12 protein-coding genes are annotated in these 14,597 nt (G+C 63.0%); 6 read left to right on the forward strand and 6 right to left on the reverse strand.

Annotation, left to right across the window (positions count from 1 at the left end):
• Positions 1-92 precede the first annotated feature (92 nt).
• Positions 93-2,603 (reverse strand): ATP-dependent helicase HrpB, encoded by a 2,511-nt coding sequence (gene hrpB / locus QCBJ_RS04635; protein WP_102060227.1) that lies wholly within the window; start codon positions 2,601-2,603, stop codon positions 93-95.
• A 124-nt stretch (positions 2,604-2,727) separates the two neighbouring features.
• On the opposite strand from hrpB, the gene QCBJ_RS04640 reads away from it, so the two are divergent.
• Together QCBJ_RS04640 and QCBJ_RS04645 are read left to right on the forward strand one after the other, a co-directional pair.
• Entirely contained in the window at positions 2,728-3,147 is a 420-nt protein-coding gene (locus tag QCBJ_RS04640) for a hypothetical protein (protein WP_043205945.1), read from the forward strand.
• Between the two features lie 9 nt (positions 3,148-3,156).
• Positions 3,157-4,050, forward strand: a complete 894-nt coding sequence (locus tag QCBJ_RS04645) for a cation diffusion facilitator family transporter (RefSeq protein ID WP_015886039.1) — start codon at positions 3,157-3,159, stop codon at positions 4,048-4,050.
• Here QCBJ_RS04645 and QCBJ_RS04650 read toward each other — a convergent pair.
• On the reverse strand, positions 4,047-5,120 hold the full coding sequence (locus QCBJ_RS04650) for a DUF6515 family protein (protein ID WP_102060228.1): 1,074 nt from the start codon (positions 5,118-5,120) through the stop codon (positions 4,047-4,049). The genes QCBJ_RS04645 and QCBJ_RS04650 overlap by 4 nt on opposite strands.
• Positions 5,121-5,517: 397 nt before the next feature.
• Between QCBJ_RS04650 and QCBJ_RS04655 the strand changes: the two genes are divergently transcribed.
• Both QCBJ_RS04655 and QCBJ_RS04660 read left to right on the forward strand, forming a co-directional pair.
• Entirely contained in the window at positions 5,518-5,997 is a 480-nt protein-coding gene (locus QCBJ_RS04655) for an Lrp/AsnC family transcriptional regulator (protein WP_003176264.1), read from the forward strand.
• Between the two features lie 199 nt (positions 5,998-6,196).
• Positions 6,197-6,406, forward strand: a complete 210-nt coding sequence (locus tag QCBJ_RS04660; protein ID WP_025999909.1) for a DUF2788 domain-containing protein — start codon at positions 6,197-6,199, stop codon at positions 6,404-6,406.
• Here QCBJ_RS04660 and QCBJ_RS04665 read toward each other — a convergent pair.
• The 4 genes from QCBJ_RS04665 to QCBJ_RS04680 form a co-directional block, all read right to left on the reverse strand.
• On the reverse strand, positions 6,401-7,036 hold the full coding sequence (locus QCBJ_RS04665) for a pseudouridine synthase (protein WP_046036578.1): 636 nt from the start codon (positions 7,034-7,036) through the stop codon (positions 6,401-6,403). The two genes, QCBJ_RS04660 and QCBJ_RS04665, sit on opposite strands and share 6 nt — an antisense overlap.
• A 71-nt stretch (positions 7,037-7,107) precedes the next feature.
• On the reverse strand, positions 7,108-8,580 hold the full coding sequence (gene amn, locus QCBJ_RS04670; RefSeq protein ID WP_162471075.1) for an AMP nucleosidase: 1,473 nt from the start codon (positions 8,578-8,580) through the stop codon (positions 7,108-7,110).
• A gap of 178 nt (positions 8,581-8,758) precedes the next feature.
• The gene (locus tag QCBJ_RS04675) at positions 8,759-10,414 is read right to left on the reverse strand and encodes an acyl-CoA dehydrogenase family protein (RefSeq protein ID WP_102060229.1); all 1,656 of its coding nucleotides are present in this window, start codon (positions 10,412-10,414) and stop codon (positions 8,759-8,761) included.
• Between the two features lie 67 nt (positions 10,415-10,481).
• Positions 10,482-12,872, reverse strand: a complete 2,391-nt coding sequence (locus tag QCBJ_RS04680; protein WP_046036576.1) for a hybrid sensor histidine kinase/response regulator — start codon at positions 12,870-12,872, stop codon at positions 10,482-10,484.
• Positions 12,873-13,148: 276 nt separating this feature from the next.
• Here QCBJ_RS04680 and QCBJ_RS04685 point away from each other — a divergent pair, with 276 nt between their 5' ends.
• Positions 13,149-13,946 carry a hydroxymethylpyrimidine/phosphomethylpyrimidine kinase gene (locus QCBJ_RS04685; RefSeq protein WP_015886045.1) on the forward strand — a complete coding sequence of 266 codons (798 nt, stop codon included), beginning with the start codon at positions 13,149-13,151 and terminating at the stop codon, positions 13,944-13,946.
• A gap of 18 nt (positions 13,947-13,964) precedes the next feature.
• On the forward strand, positions 13,965-14,594 hold the full coding sequence (thiE, locus tag QCBJ_RS04690; RefSeq protein ID WP_015886046.1) for a thiamine phosphate synthase: 630 nt from the start codon (positions 13,965-13,967) through the stop codon (positions 14,592-14,594).
• Positions 14,595-14,597: the final 3 nt, after the last annotated feature.

Consider the following 14,597-nt stretch of genomic DNA (forward strand, 5'->3'; position numbering starts at 1 on the left):
CTTGCCCCCGATGGCAGTGTGTCAGCCAATACCTCTCTAGCTGACAGACCGCCATCGGGGGCAAGCCCCCTCCCACATTTGGACCTGTGGCGTTACGACTTGCGAGGTTTTATCCGCGCGGTCGCTTCGGCCACCAACGGATCATCCGGCCAATAGTGCTTCGGGTACCGCCCCTTCAAATCCTTCTTCACCTCGGCGTAGGTACTGCGCCAGAAGTTCGCCAGGTCCTGCGTCACCTGCACCGGCCGACGCGCCGGGGACAGCAGGTGCAGCTTCACCACCTGGCGTCCGCCGGCAATGCGGGGTGTATCCGCCAGCCCGAACAATTCCTGCAAACGCACCGCCAGAATCGGCGGCTGCTCGCTGTAGTCCAGCCGCACCGACGAACCCGAGGGCACTTTCACATGCTGCGGCGCCAGTTCGTCCAGGCGCTGGGGCAGCGGCCAGGGCAGCAGGTTGTGCAGGAAGCTGGAGATATCCAGGCTGGCGAAGTGGCTCAGCCGCGAGACTTTGCCCAGGTAGGGCATCAGCCAGTGCTCGAGGCTGGCGAGCAACGCCTTGTCGCTGATGTCGGGCCATTCGCTGGTTTTACCGGCGTCCAGCTGGCGCAGCAGCATGACGCGGGCCTGCCACTGGCGCAGCTCCGGCGTCCACGGCAGCAGTTCCAGGCCTTTGCGGCGCACCAGGTTGACCAGCGCCTGGCTGCGTGCGGATTCGTCGAGACCGGTCAACGGCTCACGGCTGAGCACCAATTCGCCGACTTTGCGTTGGCGTTCGGCGCGCAGCACGCCTTCGCGTTCATCCCAGTCCAACTGGTCGACGTTGCACACTTGTTCGGCGAGCACCGTGTCGAACAGCATCGGGTCAAAATCCGCCGCCAGGTAGATGCGTTCTTCACGCTGGCCCTGGCGACTGCCCAGATCGGCGATGACCAGCCAGGGTTGCTTCATCAGGCTGTCAGCCTCGGCGAACACTGCTGCGCGGCCATTGGCCAGGCGGTATTCGGCACCACCGGGGCGCCGTTGCTGGGCGACACGGTCCGGATAGGCCAGGGCCAGCAAGGCACCGAGCCAGCGCGGGTGATCGGGGTCGGCAACGGGTTGAGTCGCCTGGCCTCTTAAGTAGCCACGATATTGTCGCGCCAGTTGCTTGGCCCGCTGCACGCCGCCTTGGGTGCCGCGTGCGCGCTCCTCGCCGGACAGAAGCGCCAGCCGACTGTGCAAATCCGCACCGCCACCGCGCAAGATATCGCGCTCTCCCAGCAAGGCGGCCACGTCGCATGCCGTCGCCACCAACCCGAGATCTTGCCCGCGCAGCAGCAAATGGGCGATACGCGGATGGGCCGGCAGCTCGGCCATCTTCTGCCCATGGGCGGTGAGCGTGTCATCATTCAAGGCGCCGAGGCGCTGCAACAAATCCTGAGCCTGGGCATACGCAGCGGTCGGCGGCACATCCAGCCATACCAACTGCGCAGGCGTGACGCCCCAGCGCGCCAACTGCAGCGCCAGGCCGGCCAGGTCGGCCGCCAGAATTTCCGCACTGCCGTACGCAGCCAACCCTTCATGCTGGTCCTCGGACCACAAGCGATAACACACCCCAGGTTCCAGGCGCCCTGCCCGGCCGGCGCGCTGGGTGGCGCTGGCGCGGGAGATACGTTGGGTGTCGAGGCGGGTCATGCCGCTGCCGGGGTCGAAACGCGGCACCCGCGCCAACCCGGCATCGATCACCACGCGCACGCCGTTGATGGTCAGGCTGGTCTCGGCGATGTTGGTCGCCAGCACGACTTTGCGTTTGCCCGCGGGCGCCGGGTCGATGGCCGCGCGCTGGGCGTTGAGGTCGAGCTCGCCATGCAACGGGCACAGCAGCACATCGGTGCGATCGCCCAAGGCATCGGCCAACTGCTGGTTGACCCGGCGAATCTCCGCCTGCCCCGGCAAGAACACCAGCACGCTGCCGGTTTCGTCATGCAGGGCTTCGAGGATCGTTTGCACCACACGCGGCTCGATGAATTCACCCGGCTGGTACGGCCGCCCCCAGCGCATCTGCACCGGGAACATGCGCCCTTCGCTGCGCAGGATCGGCGCGTCATCCAGCAGGCTGGCCAGGCGTTCGCCTTCGAGGGTGGCGGACATCAGCAGGATTTTCAGCGGTTGCTCATCGCGAAACAGCTCGCGGCCGTTCAGGCTCAGGGCCAACGCCAGGTCGGCATCAAGGCTGCGTTCATGGAACTCATCGAAGATCAGCAGGCCCACGCCGTCCAGCGCCGGGTCGTCCTGCAGGCGGCGGGTGAGGATGCCTTCGGTGACCACTTCGATGCGGGTATTGGGGCCGACTTTGCTGTCCAGGCGGATGCGATAGCCGACGGTTTCACCGACCTTCTCGCCCAACTCGCTGGCCAAGCGTTCGGCCGCCGCACGGGCGGCGAGACGACGGGGTTCGAGCATCAGGATGGTCTGCCCGGTCAGCCATGGCTCATTCAACAACGCCAACGGCACACGGGTGGTTTTACCGGCGCCGGGCGGCGCTTCCAGCACGGCCTCATGGCGAATCGCCAAGGCGTCACGCAGGGCGGGTAAAACATCATCAATCGGCAACGAATTCATACTGGCTCCAAAGCAGAGCGGCGAGTATAACGGCGAACTGCCGAGTGCCGACGATGGTCTCAAGGCCATTGCCATAAGACCGTTGCTATATAGTCCCGTATCAACCGTGTTCAGGAGAGTTTCCATGCGTATCGCTTCCCGTGTCATCGGCGGTGTCCTCGCCGTCACCCTGCTGAGCCAACTGACGGCTTGCGGCTCGATTTTCTACCCCGACCGCCGTGGCCAGATCGACGGCAAGATCGACCCGACCATTGCCGTGCTCGATGCCGTGGGCCTGCTGTTTTATGTGATCCCTGGCCTGATCGCGTTTGGCGTGGACTTCGCCACCGGCGCAATCTATTTCGAACCGGGCAAGACCGCCCAGGTCGACCCGCAAAAACTCCACGAAGCCATTGGCGCCGATGGCAAGGTCGACAACGCCAAACTGCAAAGCATCATCCAGAAAGAAACCGGCCGCACCCTGCCGCTCGACGACCCGCGCATGATCCAGTTCAAGGGCAGCGTGCAACAGCTCGCCAGCCTGGGCCTGCAACCCGCCGCTTAAGGACCGTCTATGACCATCAGCCCCGAACACGCCAGGCTCCTGCGCCTGGCCACCCGCGCGTCGGTGGGCGTGGCCTGTGCACTGATTATCACCAAGGCCATCGCCTGGTGGCTCAGCGGCTCGGTGAGCATGCTCGCCGGCTTGACCGACTCCCTGCTGGACGGCGTGACTTCGCTGCTGAACCTGGTCGCGGTGCATTACGCCCTGCGCCCGGCCGATGACGATCACCGTTACGGGCATGGCAAGGCCGAGTCGCTGTCGGGCATGGCCCAGGCGCTGTTTATCGGCGGCAGTGCGGTATTGATCGCGTTCCAGGCCTACGAGCGCCTGCAACATCCAGAGCCGGTGGGCGCGCCGTGGTTAAGCATTGGCGTGATCATCTTTTCCCTGGTACTGACGGTGGCGCTGTTGATGCTGCAACACCGGGTGATCCGCGAAACCGGCTCCAACGCCGTGCGTGCGGACTCGCTGCACTACCGCTCCGACTTGATGCTCAACGGCAGCATTCTCGTGGCACTGGTGCTGGCGGGCATGGGCTTTCATCAAGTCGACGCCTGGTTTGGCCTGGGCATCGCCGCCTACATTTTGTGGAGCGCGATCCAGATCGCCCGGGAAAGCTTTGCGGTGCTGATGGATGAAGAGCTGCCGCCGGACGTCAGCCAGCACATGCTGGAACTGGCCCGTGGCGTACCGGGGGTGTTGGGTGCGCATGATTTGCGCACGCGGATTTCCGGCAGCCACTGGTTTGTGCAACTGCACCTGGAACTGCCGGGAGAATTGACGCTGTCAGTGGCCCATGGCATCAGCGACCAAGCCGCCGATGCCATTCACAAAGCCTACCCGCGCGCCGAAGTGCTGGTGCACGCCGACCCGCGGGAAGTGGTCACGGGCAATAAAACCTAGTACTGCACCTGATAACCACGACTGCTCAGGCAGTTGCCCTGGGCCTGGCGGTAGGTTTGCACCACCGCCGGGTCGGGGGCGTAGGTCACTTGCTGCGGGTCGAAACCACTTTGCTGCACCGCCCAGCGATAACAGTCATAACCGTCCTGCTGCACTTGGGCCGGTGACTGGCCGTTGGCGGGATACGCCACCACGTCATAGCCATTACCTTGCGGCGTAGGCTGCGGCGACGGCACGGCGGTCGGCGGTTGCACCACCACGTACTGCTGGGAGCTGCTTTCGTAGGTGTAGTAAGAGCCCGCTGCGAGGAAGAACAGCGCACTGCCTATCCACACTTCACGCGCATAGTCCGGCAGGGAATGCACGCGGATGCCATACGGTGGTGTCACCACCACATAACGTGGGCCTTGCGGGCGGTACCAGTAGCCGCCGGAGTAGAAGTAATCCTGGCCACGGTAAGGCACGCGGTAATTGTGATCGGGGAAGCGGTCGACCACGTAGCCGGGGCGATGTTGGGGGCCTGGGCCCCAGCCATTGCCGTGCCCGTCGGGGCGGCCTGGCCAGCGGTTGTCACCGGGGCGAGAGCCTGGGCCACCGGCTTCCCAGTGCGGGTTGCCATCATTGCGTCGAGGGATGTCGCGGTAATAACCCTGGCGGGGTTCCTGGGTCTGGCGCACGGTGTCGGGGCGACTCTGGATCGGCAGGTTATTCGCCGGTTGCGGTTGCGGCGGTTGCACCGGTCGCCCCTGCTCATTGCCTTGGGGGCGCCCCTGCCATTGGCCACCACCGTTCTGGCCACCGCGATCAAAATGCTGATTCTGTGGGCGCGGCTGATTGTTTTCGGGCCGTGCCTGAGTGTTTTCCGGCCGTTGCGGGGCATTTTGCGGGCGCGGTGGGTTGTTCTGCGGACGCGGCTGTTCATTTCCACCAGGCCGACCGCCCTCCGGCCCTCTTTCATGCTGACCACCGCCGTCACCGCGCGGTGCGTTGTCACGCTCGTCGGCGACTGCCTGGGCGCCAACGGTGACAATCAGCAAACCTACACCTGCCAAACGCCAGATGCGCTTCATGCTATTCCTCACTGCGGATTAGGGCCTGTCCATGAGACTGGAAAAGCCAGGCCCGGTTCTCGCACAGGTTATCAGCAGGCAAAAGAAAAGGGGTGACCCGTCGGCCACCCCTTGAGAACTTCGTCCTGGCTCAACGCTTTTGACGTTGGCTCACCTCACGCCGTCTTGTGGACAGTGTGCAGCCTGGAGGCCGGCTCAACCCTGCTGGGGTGGCGGCCGCAGCAGGCCTGATTGGGCGAGCTGCTGTGGACTGTTGTCCAGGCGGTGATTCTGTTGATAAAGATACCCGCCTGCGCCCGACAGATGATTGCGAAGATTGCGTCAATAAACAGTGCTTGCGCAATTTTTAACCCTTCATGGATAATTCACCGCAATAGTTACGACAAAGGCCATCCCAATGAGCAAGCTTGACCGATACGACCTGAGTATTTTGGCGGAATTGCAGCGCGACGCGAGGATCTCCAACCAAGAGTTGGCCGAACGCATCGGCTTGTCGCCGTCACCGTGCTCGCGCCGGGTCAAGCAGTTGGAGGACGACGGCTACATCTCCCGTCAGGTCGCCTTGCTCGACCGCAAGATGCTCGGGCTGAGCCTGACGGCTTACGTGCTGATCGGCATGGACCGCCACACCCCCGAGCGCTTCGAGAATTTTGAAGCAGCGATCCGCACCCTGCCGCAGGTGCTGGAGTGCAGTTTGGTGACGGGGATGGATGCTGACTATCAGTTGAAAGTGGTGGTGCCGGACATGGATCACTACCAGAAACTGCTGCTGGGGCATTTGACTCGCATTGAAGGCGTGACCAGCGTGCGCTCGAGCTTTGTACTCAATCAGGTATTGAACAGCACCGAACTGCCCCTGACCCACCTGCGCACTTAAGATCGGTGAAGGTCAAATGTGGGAGGGGGCTTGCCCCCGATGGCTGAGTGTCAGTCAGTTATTTATCAACTGACCCACCGCTATCGGGGGCAAGCCCCCTCCCACATTTGGATTGCACTTCGATCCAGGTCAATGTTGCGTCGGTAACGCTGCCGTATACTTCCCGCCTGCCCTGTCGGAAAAATACCCCATGAACAACATCGACCCCGCCCTCTTCGAAGAATGGATGATGACCGGCCTGGTCACGATCTTGATCATTTTTATGGGCTTTATCGTTTGGGACCTGGCGAAGAAGTCCAAGGCTGGGCGCTTTGGCTCGTTCATCCTGTTCTTCGTACTGGGCCTGGGCGTGGCCGCGTTCATCATCAAGAGCGTGGTGATCGGCCTGATCGAGTCCGGCGCTTTATAAGCGCGCCGGCACTTCTTTCCATTGGCCCTGATCCAGGCCATCGATTGTCCAATCGCCAATTCGTACACGCACCAGGCGTAAAGTGGGCAGGCCCACGGCCGCCGTCATACGCCGCACCTGGCGGTTACGTCCTTCACGAATCACCAATTCCAACCAATGGGTCGGCACGCTTTTGCGAAAGCGCACAGGCGGGTTACGTGGCCATAACGCCGGTTCTTCCAATAGCCGCGCTTCGGCGGGCAAGGTCTTGCCGTCGTTGAGCGCTACGCCGTCGCGCAAGCGTTGCAGCTGCTCTTCGGTGGGCTCGCCTTCCACTTGCACCCAGTAGGTTTTCGCCAGTTTGTGCTTGGGGTCGGCAATCCGCGCTTGCAACTGGCCGTCATTGGTCAGCAGCAACAGGCCTTCGCTGTCACGGTCCAGGCGGCCCGCCGGGTAGATACCGGGGATGTCGATAAAATCCTTGAGGGTCGCGCGCCCGCCTTCGTCGCTGAACTGGGTCAGCACATCGAACGGCTTATTGAACAGGATCAACTTCGGCTCGGCCGGTGGTGCCTTGGCGACACGCCGCGCAGCGGAATACGGGGGTTTCACACCTGGGCGGCGTGAATCGGGACGGGAGGGACGGGACATGGCAAAGGAACATCTAACGGTCAGGACCGACAATGCTAGTGGCCTGACCGTTAAATAACCATCCCAACCGCTTAGCGGAACGGCGGTTCGTCGAAGCTGCGCAGTTTGCGCGAGTGCAGCGAGTTAAGTTCGGTACGCAGCAAATCCACAGCCTCAATGCCGATCTTCAAGTGCTGGCTCACCGCACGCTCATAGAACGCATTGGCCGAACCCGGCAGCTTGATTTCGCTGTGCAGCGGTTTGTCCGACACACACAGCAACGTGCCGTACGGCACCCGCAGGCGATAACCCTGGGCCGCGATGGTGCCGCTTTCCATGTCCACGGCGACGGCGCGGGACAGGTTGATCAGCGGGCGCTCCTGGGCCCAGCGCAGTTCCCAGTTACGGTCGTCGTAGGTCAACACGGTGCCGGTGCGCAGGCGTTTTTTCAGCTCTTCGCCTTTTTCGCCAGTGACATTGGCCGCCGCTTGCTGCAAGGCCATCTGCACTTCGGCCAAGGCCGGGATCGGGATATTCGGCGGCACCACCCGGTCGAGAATCCCGTCGCGGCGCATGTAGGCGTGGGCCAGTACGTAATCGCCGATGGTCTGGGATTGGCGCAGTCCGCCGCAGTGGCCGATCATCAGCCAGCAATGCGGGCGCAGCACCGCCAGGTGGTCGGTGATGTTCTTGGCGTTGGACGGGCCGACGCCGATATTCACCAGGGTCACACCGTGGCCATCAGTGGCTTGCAGGTGATAGGCCGGCATCTGGTAACGGTGCCACACCACGCCGGCGGCAATCGCCGACGCTTCGCCGTGGTCCATGGCCTTGTCGATCACCACGTTGCCCGGCAGCACCATGCGGATAAAGCGCGGGTCGCTGCGCAGTTGCTCCAGGCCATGCAGGATGAACTGGTCGACATAACGGTGGTAGTTGGTCAGCAGGATCCACGGCTGTACATGGCGCCAGTCACTGCCGGTGTAATGCACCAGGCGACGCAACGAGAAATCCACGCGGGCAGCATCGAACAGCGCCAGGGGCAGCGGGTCGGTGTTTTCCCAATCGTAGAGGCCATCGGCGATGCCATCGGTGGCGGCCGACAGGTCGGTGCTGGGGAACACGCGCGCCAGGGTCGCAGCGGTCACGCCGGAGCCGGCCAGTTCGTCGCCCTGCTCCACCACGTACGGGTACGGGATGTTCTGCTGGCTGACGCCGACTTCCACCGTCACGGTGAAGTCGTGCATCAGCGGCACCAGTTGTTCCAGCAGGTACTTACGAAACGCTGCAGGATGGGTGACGGTGACGCTGTAGGTCCCCGGCAATTGGACCTTGGCATAGGCGCGGGTGGTCTGAGGGACTTCGCCGTGGCAGTGGTAGGTCAGGCGCAGTTCCGGGTAGCGAAACAGCGCACGTTGTGCGGCGTCGGGCTCGACGCGGTCTTTGAGGTATTGCTTGAGGGCTTGATTGAGCGCGCCGGTAGCACGCTCATGCAGAGCCGCCAGCCGATCGACGGCCTCTTCGGCGGTTTGAACGACAACAAAAGCTTCGGTCACGGTAAGCATCCTGTGTTCTGACTTGCAGGCCTTTATCTTGCCTGTATCCCGGCCGCACCGAAACACCAGAGTTGGAATGCAGTAAATGTGGGAGGGGGCTTGCCCCCGATAGCTGACGGTCAGCCAACACCTCTGTCGCTGACAAACCGCTATCGGGGGCAAGCCCCCTCCCACATTTTGACCGCGTTTACATAGATGAATGCGGGCTTGAGCGAGCGACGATGGCGTCGACGTCAACGCCTCGCGGCAACGTGCCATACACCCGGCCGGACGACTCGCCCAACCGACTGGCGATAAACCCATCACTCACCGCCGCAATCCCCGCCTCGAGCAGCAACTTGGCCTGCAACGCCACGGCAATGTCCTCGGTGAGCTGCCGCGCGCGGTATTGGATGTCCTGGGTGTCCATGAACGCCGACTTCAGCTGTTCGATATGCCGCGCCAACAGTCGGTCGCCATGCCCATCCCCCAGCTCCACAAACAGCGCCTCCAACACACCCGGCTCTTTCGACAACGCCCGCAGCACGTCCAGGCACTGCACATTGCCGGAACCTTCCCACGTCGAATTCACCGGTGCCTCACGGTACAAACGCGGCAAGATGCTGTCCTCGACATACCCGGCACCGCCCATGCACTCGGCGGCTTCGTTGATCATCGCCGGGGCGCGCTTGCAGATCCAATACTTGCCCACCGCTGTCACCAGACGGGAAAACTTGGCTTCCTGCTCATCACCCAGGTGATCCAGCGCCCAGCCCATGCGTAGGCTCAAGGCCAGTGCGGCTTCGCTTTCCAGCGCCAGGTCGGCCAGCACGTTTTGCATCAGCGGTTGCTCGCTGAGCACGCGGCCACCCACGGAACGATGGGCACAATGATGGCTGGCCTGGGTCAGCGCCTGGCGCATCAGGGCGCTGGAGCCGACCATGCAATCAAAGCGGGTCATGGCGACCATCTCGATGATGGTCGGCACGCCACGACCTTCCTCGCCGATCATCCAGGCCAGGGCGCCACGGAACTCCACTTCGCTGGAGGCATTGGAGCAGTTGCCGAGCTTGTTTTTCAGGCGCTGGATATAGAACTCGTTGCGCGTGTCATCCGGGCGGTGCCGGGGCAGCAGGAAACAGGTGAGGCCCTTGTCGGTCTGGGCCAGCGTCAGGAAGGCATCGCACATCGGCGCCGAGCAGAACCACTTGTGGCCCACCAGTTCATACGCCTGGCCGGGGCCGCCCGCGCCTACGGGGTAAGCGCGGGTGGTGTTGGCGCGCACGTCGGTGCCGCCTTGTTTCTCGGTCATGGCCATGCCGATGGTGGCACCGGCCTTATGGGCGATGCCGACGTTGCGCGGGTCATAGTCGGTGCTGAGAATCTTCGGCAGCCAGGTCTTGGCAAGGTCAGGTTGCAGGCGCAGGGCCGGTACGCAGGCGAAGGTCATGGTCAGCGGGCAGCCGGTGCCCGCTTCAGCCTGGCTGTGCAGGTAGGTCATGGCGGCGCGGGCCACATGGGCGCCGGACTGCGGATGAGCCCACGGCAGCGACGGCAGGCCGTGCTCGACGGCCGTGCGCATCAGCTCGTGGTAAGCCGGGTGAAACTCCACCAGGTCGATGCGATGGCCATAACGGTCGTGGCTGCTGAACACCGGTTTGTTCTGGTTCGCCAGGAATCCGGCCTCCATCAGCGGCCCGCCGGCCAACGCACCGTACGCATCAATGCGCGCGTGTGCCCAGCCGGCGCCAAAGCGGCGCGACCATTCCTGCAGGGGCAAATCGATGCGGTACAGGTTGGTGCCGTCCAGGGACGGGGGCTGGTTGGTGACGTCGTGGGTTTCGGCGAACTGATGCAGGTTCATGACGGGCCTCCTGGAAAAGGCCACGTTTATTTGAGGCCTGAATTTCAGTTAAGCACCGTCATACGCCTTAAAACAGTGGCATACCCGCCGAATGTCCGGCGCTTTCGCCCTCTACCGTGCCCAGTAACCGCCGCGCCAACACCGCCTGCAAGGCCTCGAAACGTACGGGTTTGGCGAGGCGTTCGGAGACGCCGATGCCATGGCAGTGCTCGCGCTCCGACACATTCAGTGAGGTACTCAAGGCGATTACCGGCAACTCGCCGCAACCAGGCAGTGCACGGATCTGACAGCACAATGAGAAGCCACCTTCGGGAAGGTCCAACAACACCGCGTCGAAATTCCCACCCTGCAAGGCCGCCAGTGCATTCGGCCCACTGTCTACGGTTTTCACCCGATAGCCGAGCTTGAGCAGCATGCCGCGTACCACCAGTTGGCCCACGCTGTTGTCATCCACCAGCAGCACCGAGCAGTCCTGCGGGGCGCGCTGCTTATCCGGGACGGGGCTGGATTCGGCCGGTAGCGGGCTGACTTCCATTTCCAGCTGGAAGCGACTGCCTTTGCTCGGTTCGGAATGATGAGTGAGGCGCCCCCCCAGCAACTCGATCAGCTGCCGACAAATGGCCAGGCCGATACCCAGGCCACCGTATTCGCGGGTGGTGGAACCATCGAGCTGGAAGAAACGCTGATACAGCGTGGCCTCGTCGAGGAAAGCGAAGCCAATACCGGTGTCGGTGACGATAAAGCTCAGGCGCAAGCCACCGTCACTGTGGGGCACGCCGACCACCCGCAGGCGAACCGAGCCTTCGTGGGTGAACTTGAACGCGTTATCGAGCAGGCAATCGAGGCACTGCAGCAGTTTGTCGGCGTCACCCAGCACACGGTCCGGCAGTTCGTCCGCCACGTCGATGGAAAACGCCAGGCCTTTGCTCTGGGCGCTGGCGCTGAACTGCTGGCGCAAGGTGTCGAGCGTACCGCGCAGGCTGAACACCTGGGGCTGGGCATTCAGGCGTCCGGCCTGCAATTCGGTCAGGGTGAGAATGCCGTTGACCATGCGCATCATGTCCCGCGCCGAACCGGCGGCGGTTTGCTGGTACTGCGCCAGGTCCGCGTCCAGGGGCACGGTTTGCATCAGCTCAAGGGAGCCAATCACACCGTTCATGGGGGTGCGCAGTTCGTGGGTCAGGGTGGCGAGGAATTCATCCTTGAGCCGGTTGCTGCGGGCCAGTTGCGCGTTGAGCACCTCGAGCTTCTGGCTGGCATCGAAGAGGATCTGCGCCTGTTGTTCGCGCATGGCGTTGATGCGGTCGGCCAAGGCCAGGGACAACAGCGCCACTTCAATGGCGGAGCCGATCTGGCTGGCGTACATGGTCAGGAACACATTGGGCAGGTAGCCCAGCACCATCAGGGTATTCACCACCCCACCCAGCAGGAACGCCGACCAGGCAATGATGAAATAGCGCGCCACCCGCTGGCCGCAATACCAGGCCTTGATGGCGGCGACAAAGATGGTCACGGTAAACACCAATGCCAAACCGGTGGCCAGGCGCAGCGCCAGCGCGTAGCTGGTCATCAACGACAACAGCATCACTACGCCACCACCCGCCACCAGCGCCAGCAGTAGACGGTTGATCCAGCGGCTGTGCTGGGCGGTGTGCAAAAAGCTGCGCGCAAACAGGCTGCCGAAGAGCGCTGCCGCACCGATCAGGAACGGCGTCGCGGCATTCGCCCACCAGGGGTTGTTCGGCCAGAAATACTCCACCGCCGCGCCATTCACCGACAGCTGATACATGCCGAACGAAGCGATATACAAGATGTAATAAAGGTAGCTGGTGTCGCGCACGCTGAGGTAGATGAACAGGTTGTAGACCAGCATCCCCAGCAACACGCCATAGATCAGGCCCAACACATACAGGCGCAGCGGCTGTTGTTCCAGGTAGGCCGTGCTGGACCAGAGCGTCAATGGCGCCTGGATCGAACCCTCGCTTTGCAGGCGCAGGTAGACGGTTTTTGTCTCGCCCGGCGTGAAGTCGACCTTGAACAGGTAGTTGTTCTGGCGAATCTCACGGGCGGAAAACGGCAGCGCATCCCCCGTGCGCCCGGCCAGGCGGTAGGTGCCGGTGCTGTCGGGCAGGTAGAGGTCGAGGTGGTCGAGCGGCGGGTACGCCAGCTCCAGCAACCAGGTGCGTTGCACGTCGGGGTTTTGGGCCAGGTAATGCAGATTGACCTTCAGCCAGAACACCGAGCGCGAGTAGCCGGCGTTCAGCGTGTCTTTATCGTGGGGTTTGAACTGCGTGGCGGCGGAAGGCGCGCTGACGTCGGCAATCGTGAGGGCGTCGGTCGGGTCTTCGAGCACTTGCATGGCTCGGCCCAGCGGCAGGCTTCGCGTGTCCTGGTTGAACTCGATGGCGCTGGCGAGCATCGGCAGCCCGCACAACAATAAAATCAGCAAATAGCGCATAGAGCCCCAGCGTGGCCTGTCCGGTTATGTCAAAAAGCCCCCCATTCCTTTTGAGATGACGTACACCGGTCATACAGTTAGTCGTTTGGATCCACTCTAGCATAGCCATTAAAGGCTATTGGACACCATTGAAATAATTTTTTGAAAGGCTCTAGAACAAGCGTCCCAGACGGTTTTAACGGCCAGCACCGTGCCAAAAAAGCGCGGTAATCCGGACAAAATTCAACCACCGCCAGACGGCCCCGCCAAAAGCGTTTGGTGGTAAGCTCGCGCACCATGAATATCTACAGCTCTCGCCCCGTTGTCCTCTGTCTCTCCGGCCATGATCCCAGTGGTGGCGCCGGCTTGCAGGCAGATATCGAAGCCCTGCTCGCCCAGGGTTGCCATGCGGCCCCGGCCGTCACCGCCCTGACCGTGCAGAACACCGTCAATGTCAGCGATTTCCGCGTGCTCGACCGCGAGTGGGTACTGGCCCAGGCCAATGCCGTGCTCAGCGACTCGGACGTGGCGGCGGTCAAGCTGGGCATGCTCGGCTCCACCGCGATGGTCGACACCGTGGTCGAGCTGCTGCAGGCGCATCCACACCTGCCAGTGGTGTGCGACCCGGTGCTGCGTGCCGGCGGCGGCGGCAGCCTGGGCAAGGACGAAGTCGGCTATGCGATGCGCGAGCGGCTGTTGCCGCTGTCGCTGATCGCCACGCCGAACCTGCCCGAAGCGCGCATCCTCGCTGAACTGCCTGAAGGCACCGCGGACGAATGCGCCGAGAAGCTGTTGCCGTATATCAAGCACCTGCTGATCACCGGCGGCCACGGGGACGAGCACGAAGTGCACAACCGCTTATACAGCCGCGACGGCACGCGCCAGACCTTTACCTGCCAGCGCCTGCCCGGCAGCTATCATGGTTCGGGCTGCACGTTGGCCAGTGCATTGGCCGGTCGGATTGCCCACGGCGAAGGCTTGGTCAGCGCCGTGCAATCGGCACTCAACTACACTTGGCGCACCCTGCGTGACGCTGAACAACTCGGCCAGGGCCAGTTTGTACCGCGCCGGTTGCCGCTGGATTTCTGCTCTTAAAAGCACGAGGCCTGCCTGATGAAACTACGTGGCCTTTACGCCATTACCGACAGCCAACTGTTGGCCGGCAAATTCCTCGCCTACGTCGAAGCGGCGCTGGACGGTGGCGTGACCCTGCTGCAGTACCGCGACAAAAGCAGCGACGAAGCCCGCCGCCTGCGCGAAGCCGAAAAGCTGCGGGAGCTGTGCTCGCGCTACAAGACCCAACTGATCATCAACGACGACGCTGAACTGGCCGCGCGCCTCGGCGTCGGCGTGCACCTGGGCCAGACCGACGGCCCACTGACCCCGGCCCGCGCACTGCTGGGCTCCAAGGCCATCATCGGCTCGACCTGTCACAGCCAGATCGAACTGGCCGAACAGGCCGCCAAGGAAGGCGCCAGCTACGTCGCCTTCGGCCGCTTCTTCAATTCCAACACCAAGCCCGGCGCTCCGGCCGCCACGGTCGAGATGCTGGCCCAAGCCCGTGCGCGCGTGCAGCTGCCGATCTGCGTAATCGGCGGCATCACCCTGGAGAACGCCGAACCGCTGGTGGCGCACGGCGCCGACCTGCTGGCGGTGGTGCACGGCCTGTTTGGCGCCGACAGTACGCAGGAAGTCACGCGCCGCGCTCGCGCGTTCAACGATCTGCTTAAAATTTCAGTTTAGAGA

The sequence above is a fragment of the Pseudomonas sp. QC2 genome, assembly GCF_002859085.1.
Lineage (GTDB): Bacteria > Pseudomonadota > Gammaproteobacteria > Pseudomonadales > Pseudomonadaceae > Aquipseudomonas > Aquipseudomonas petroselini.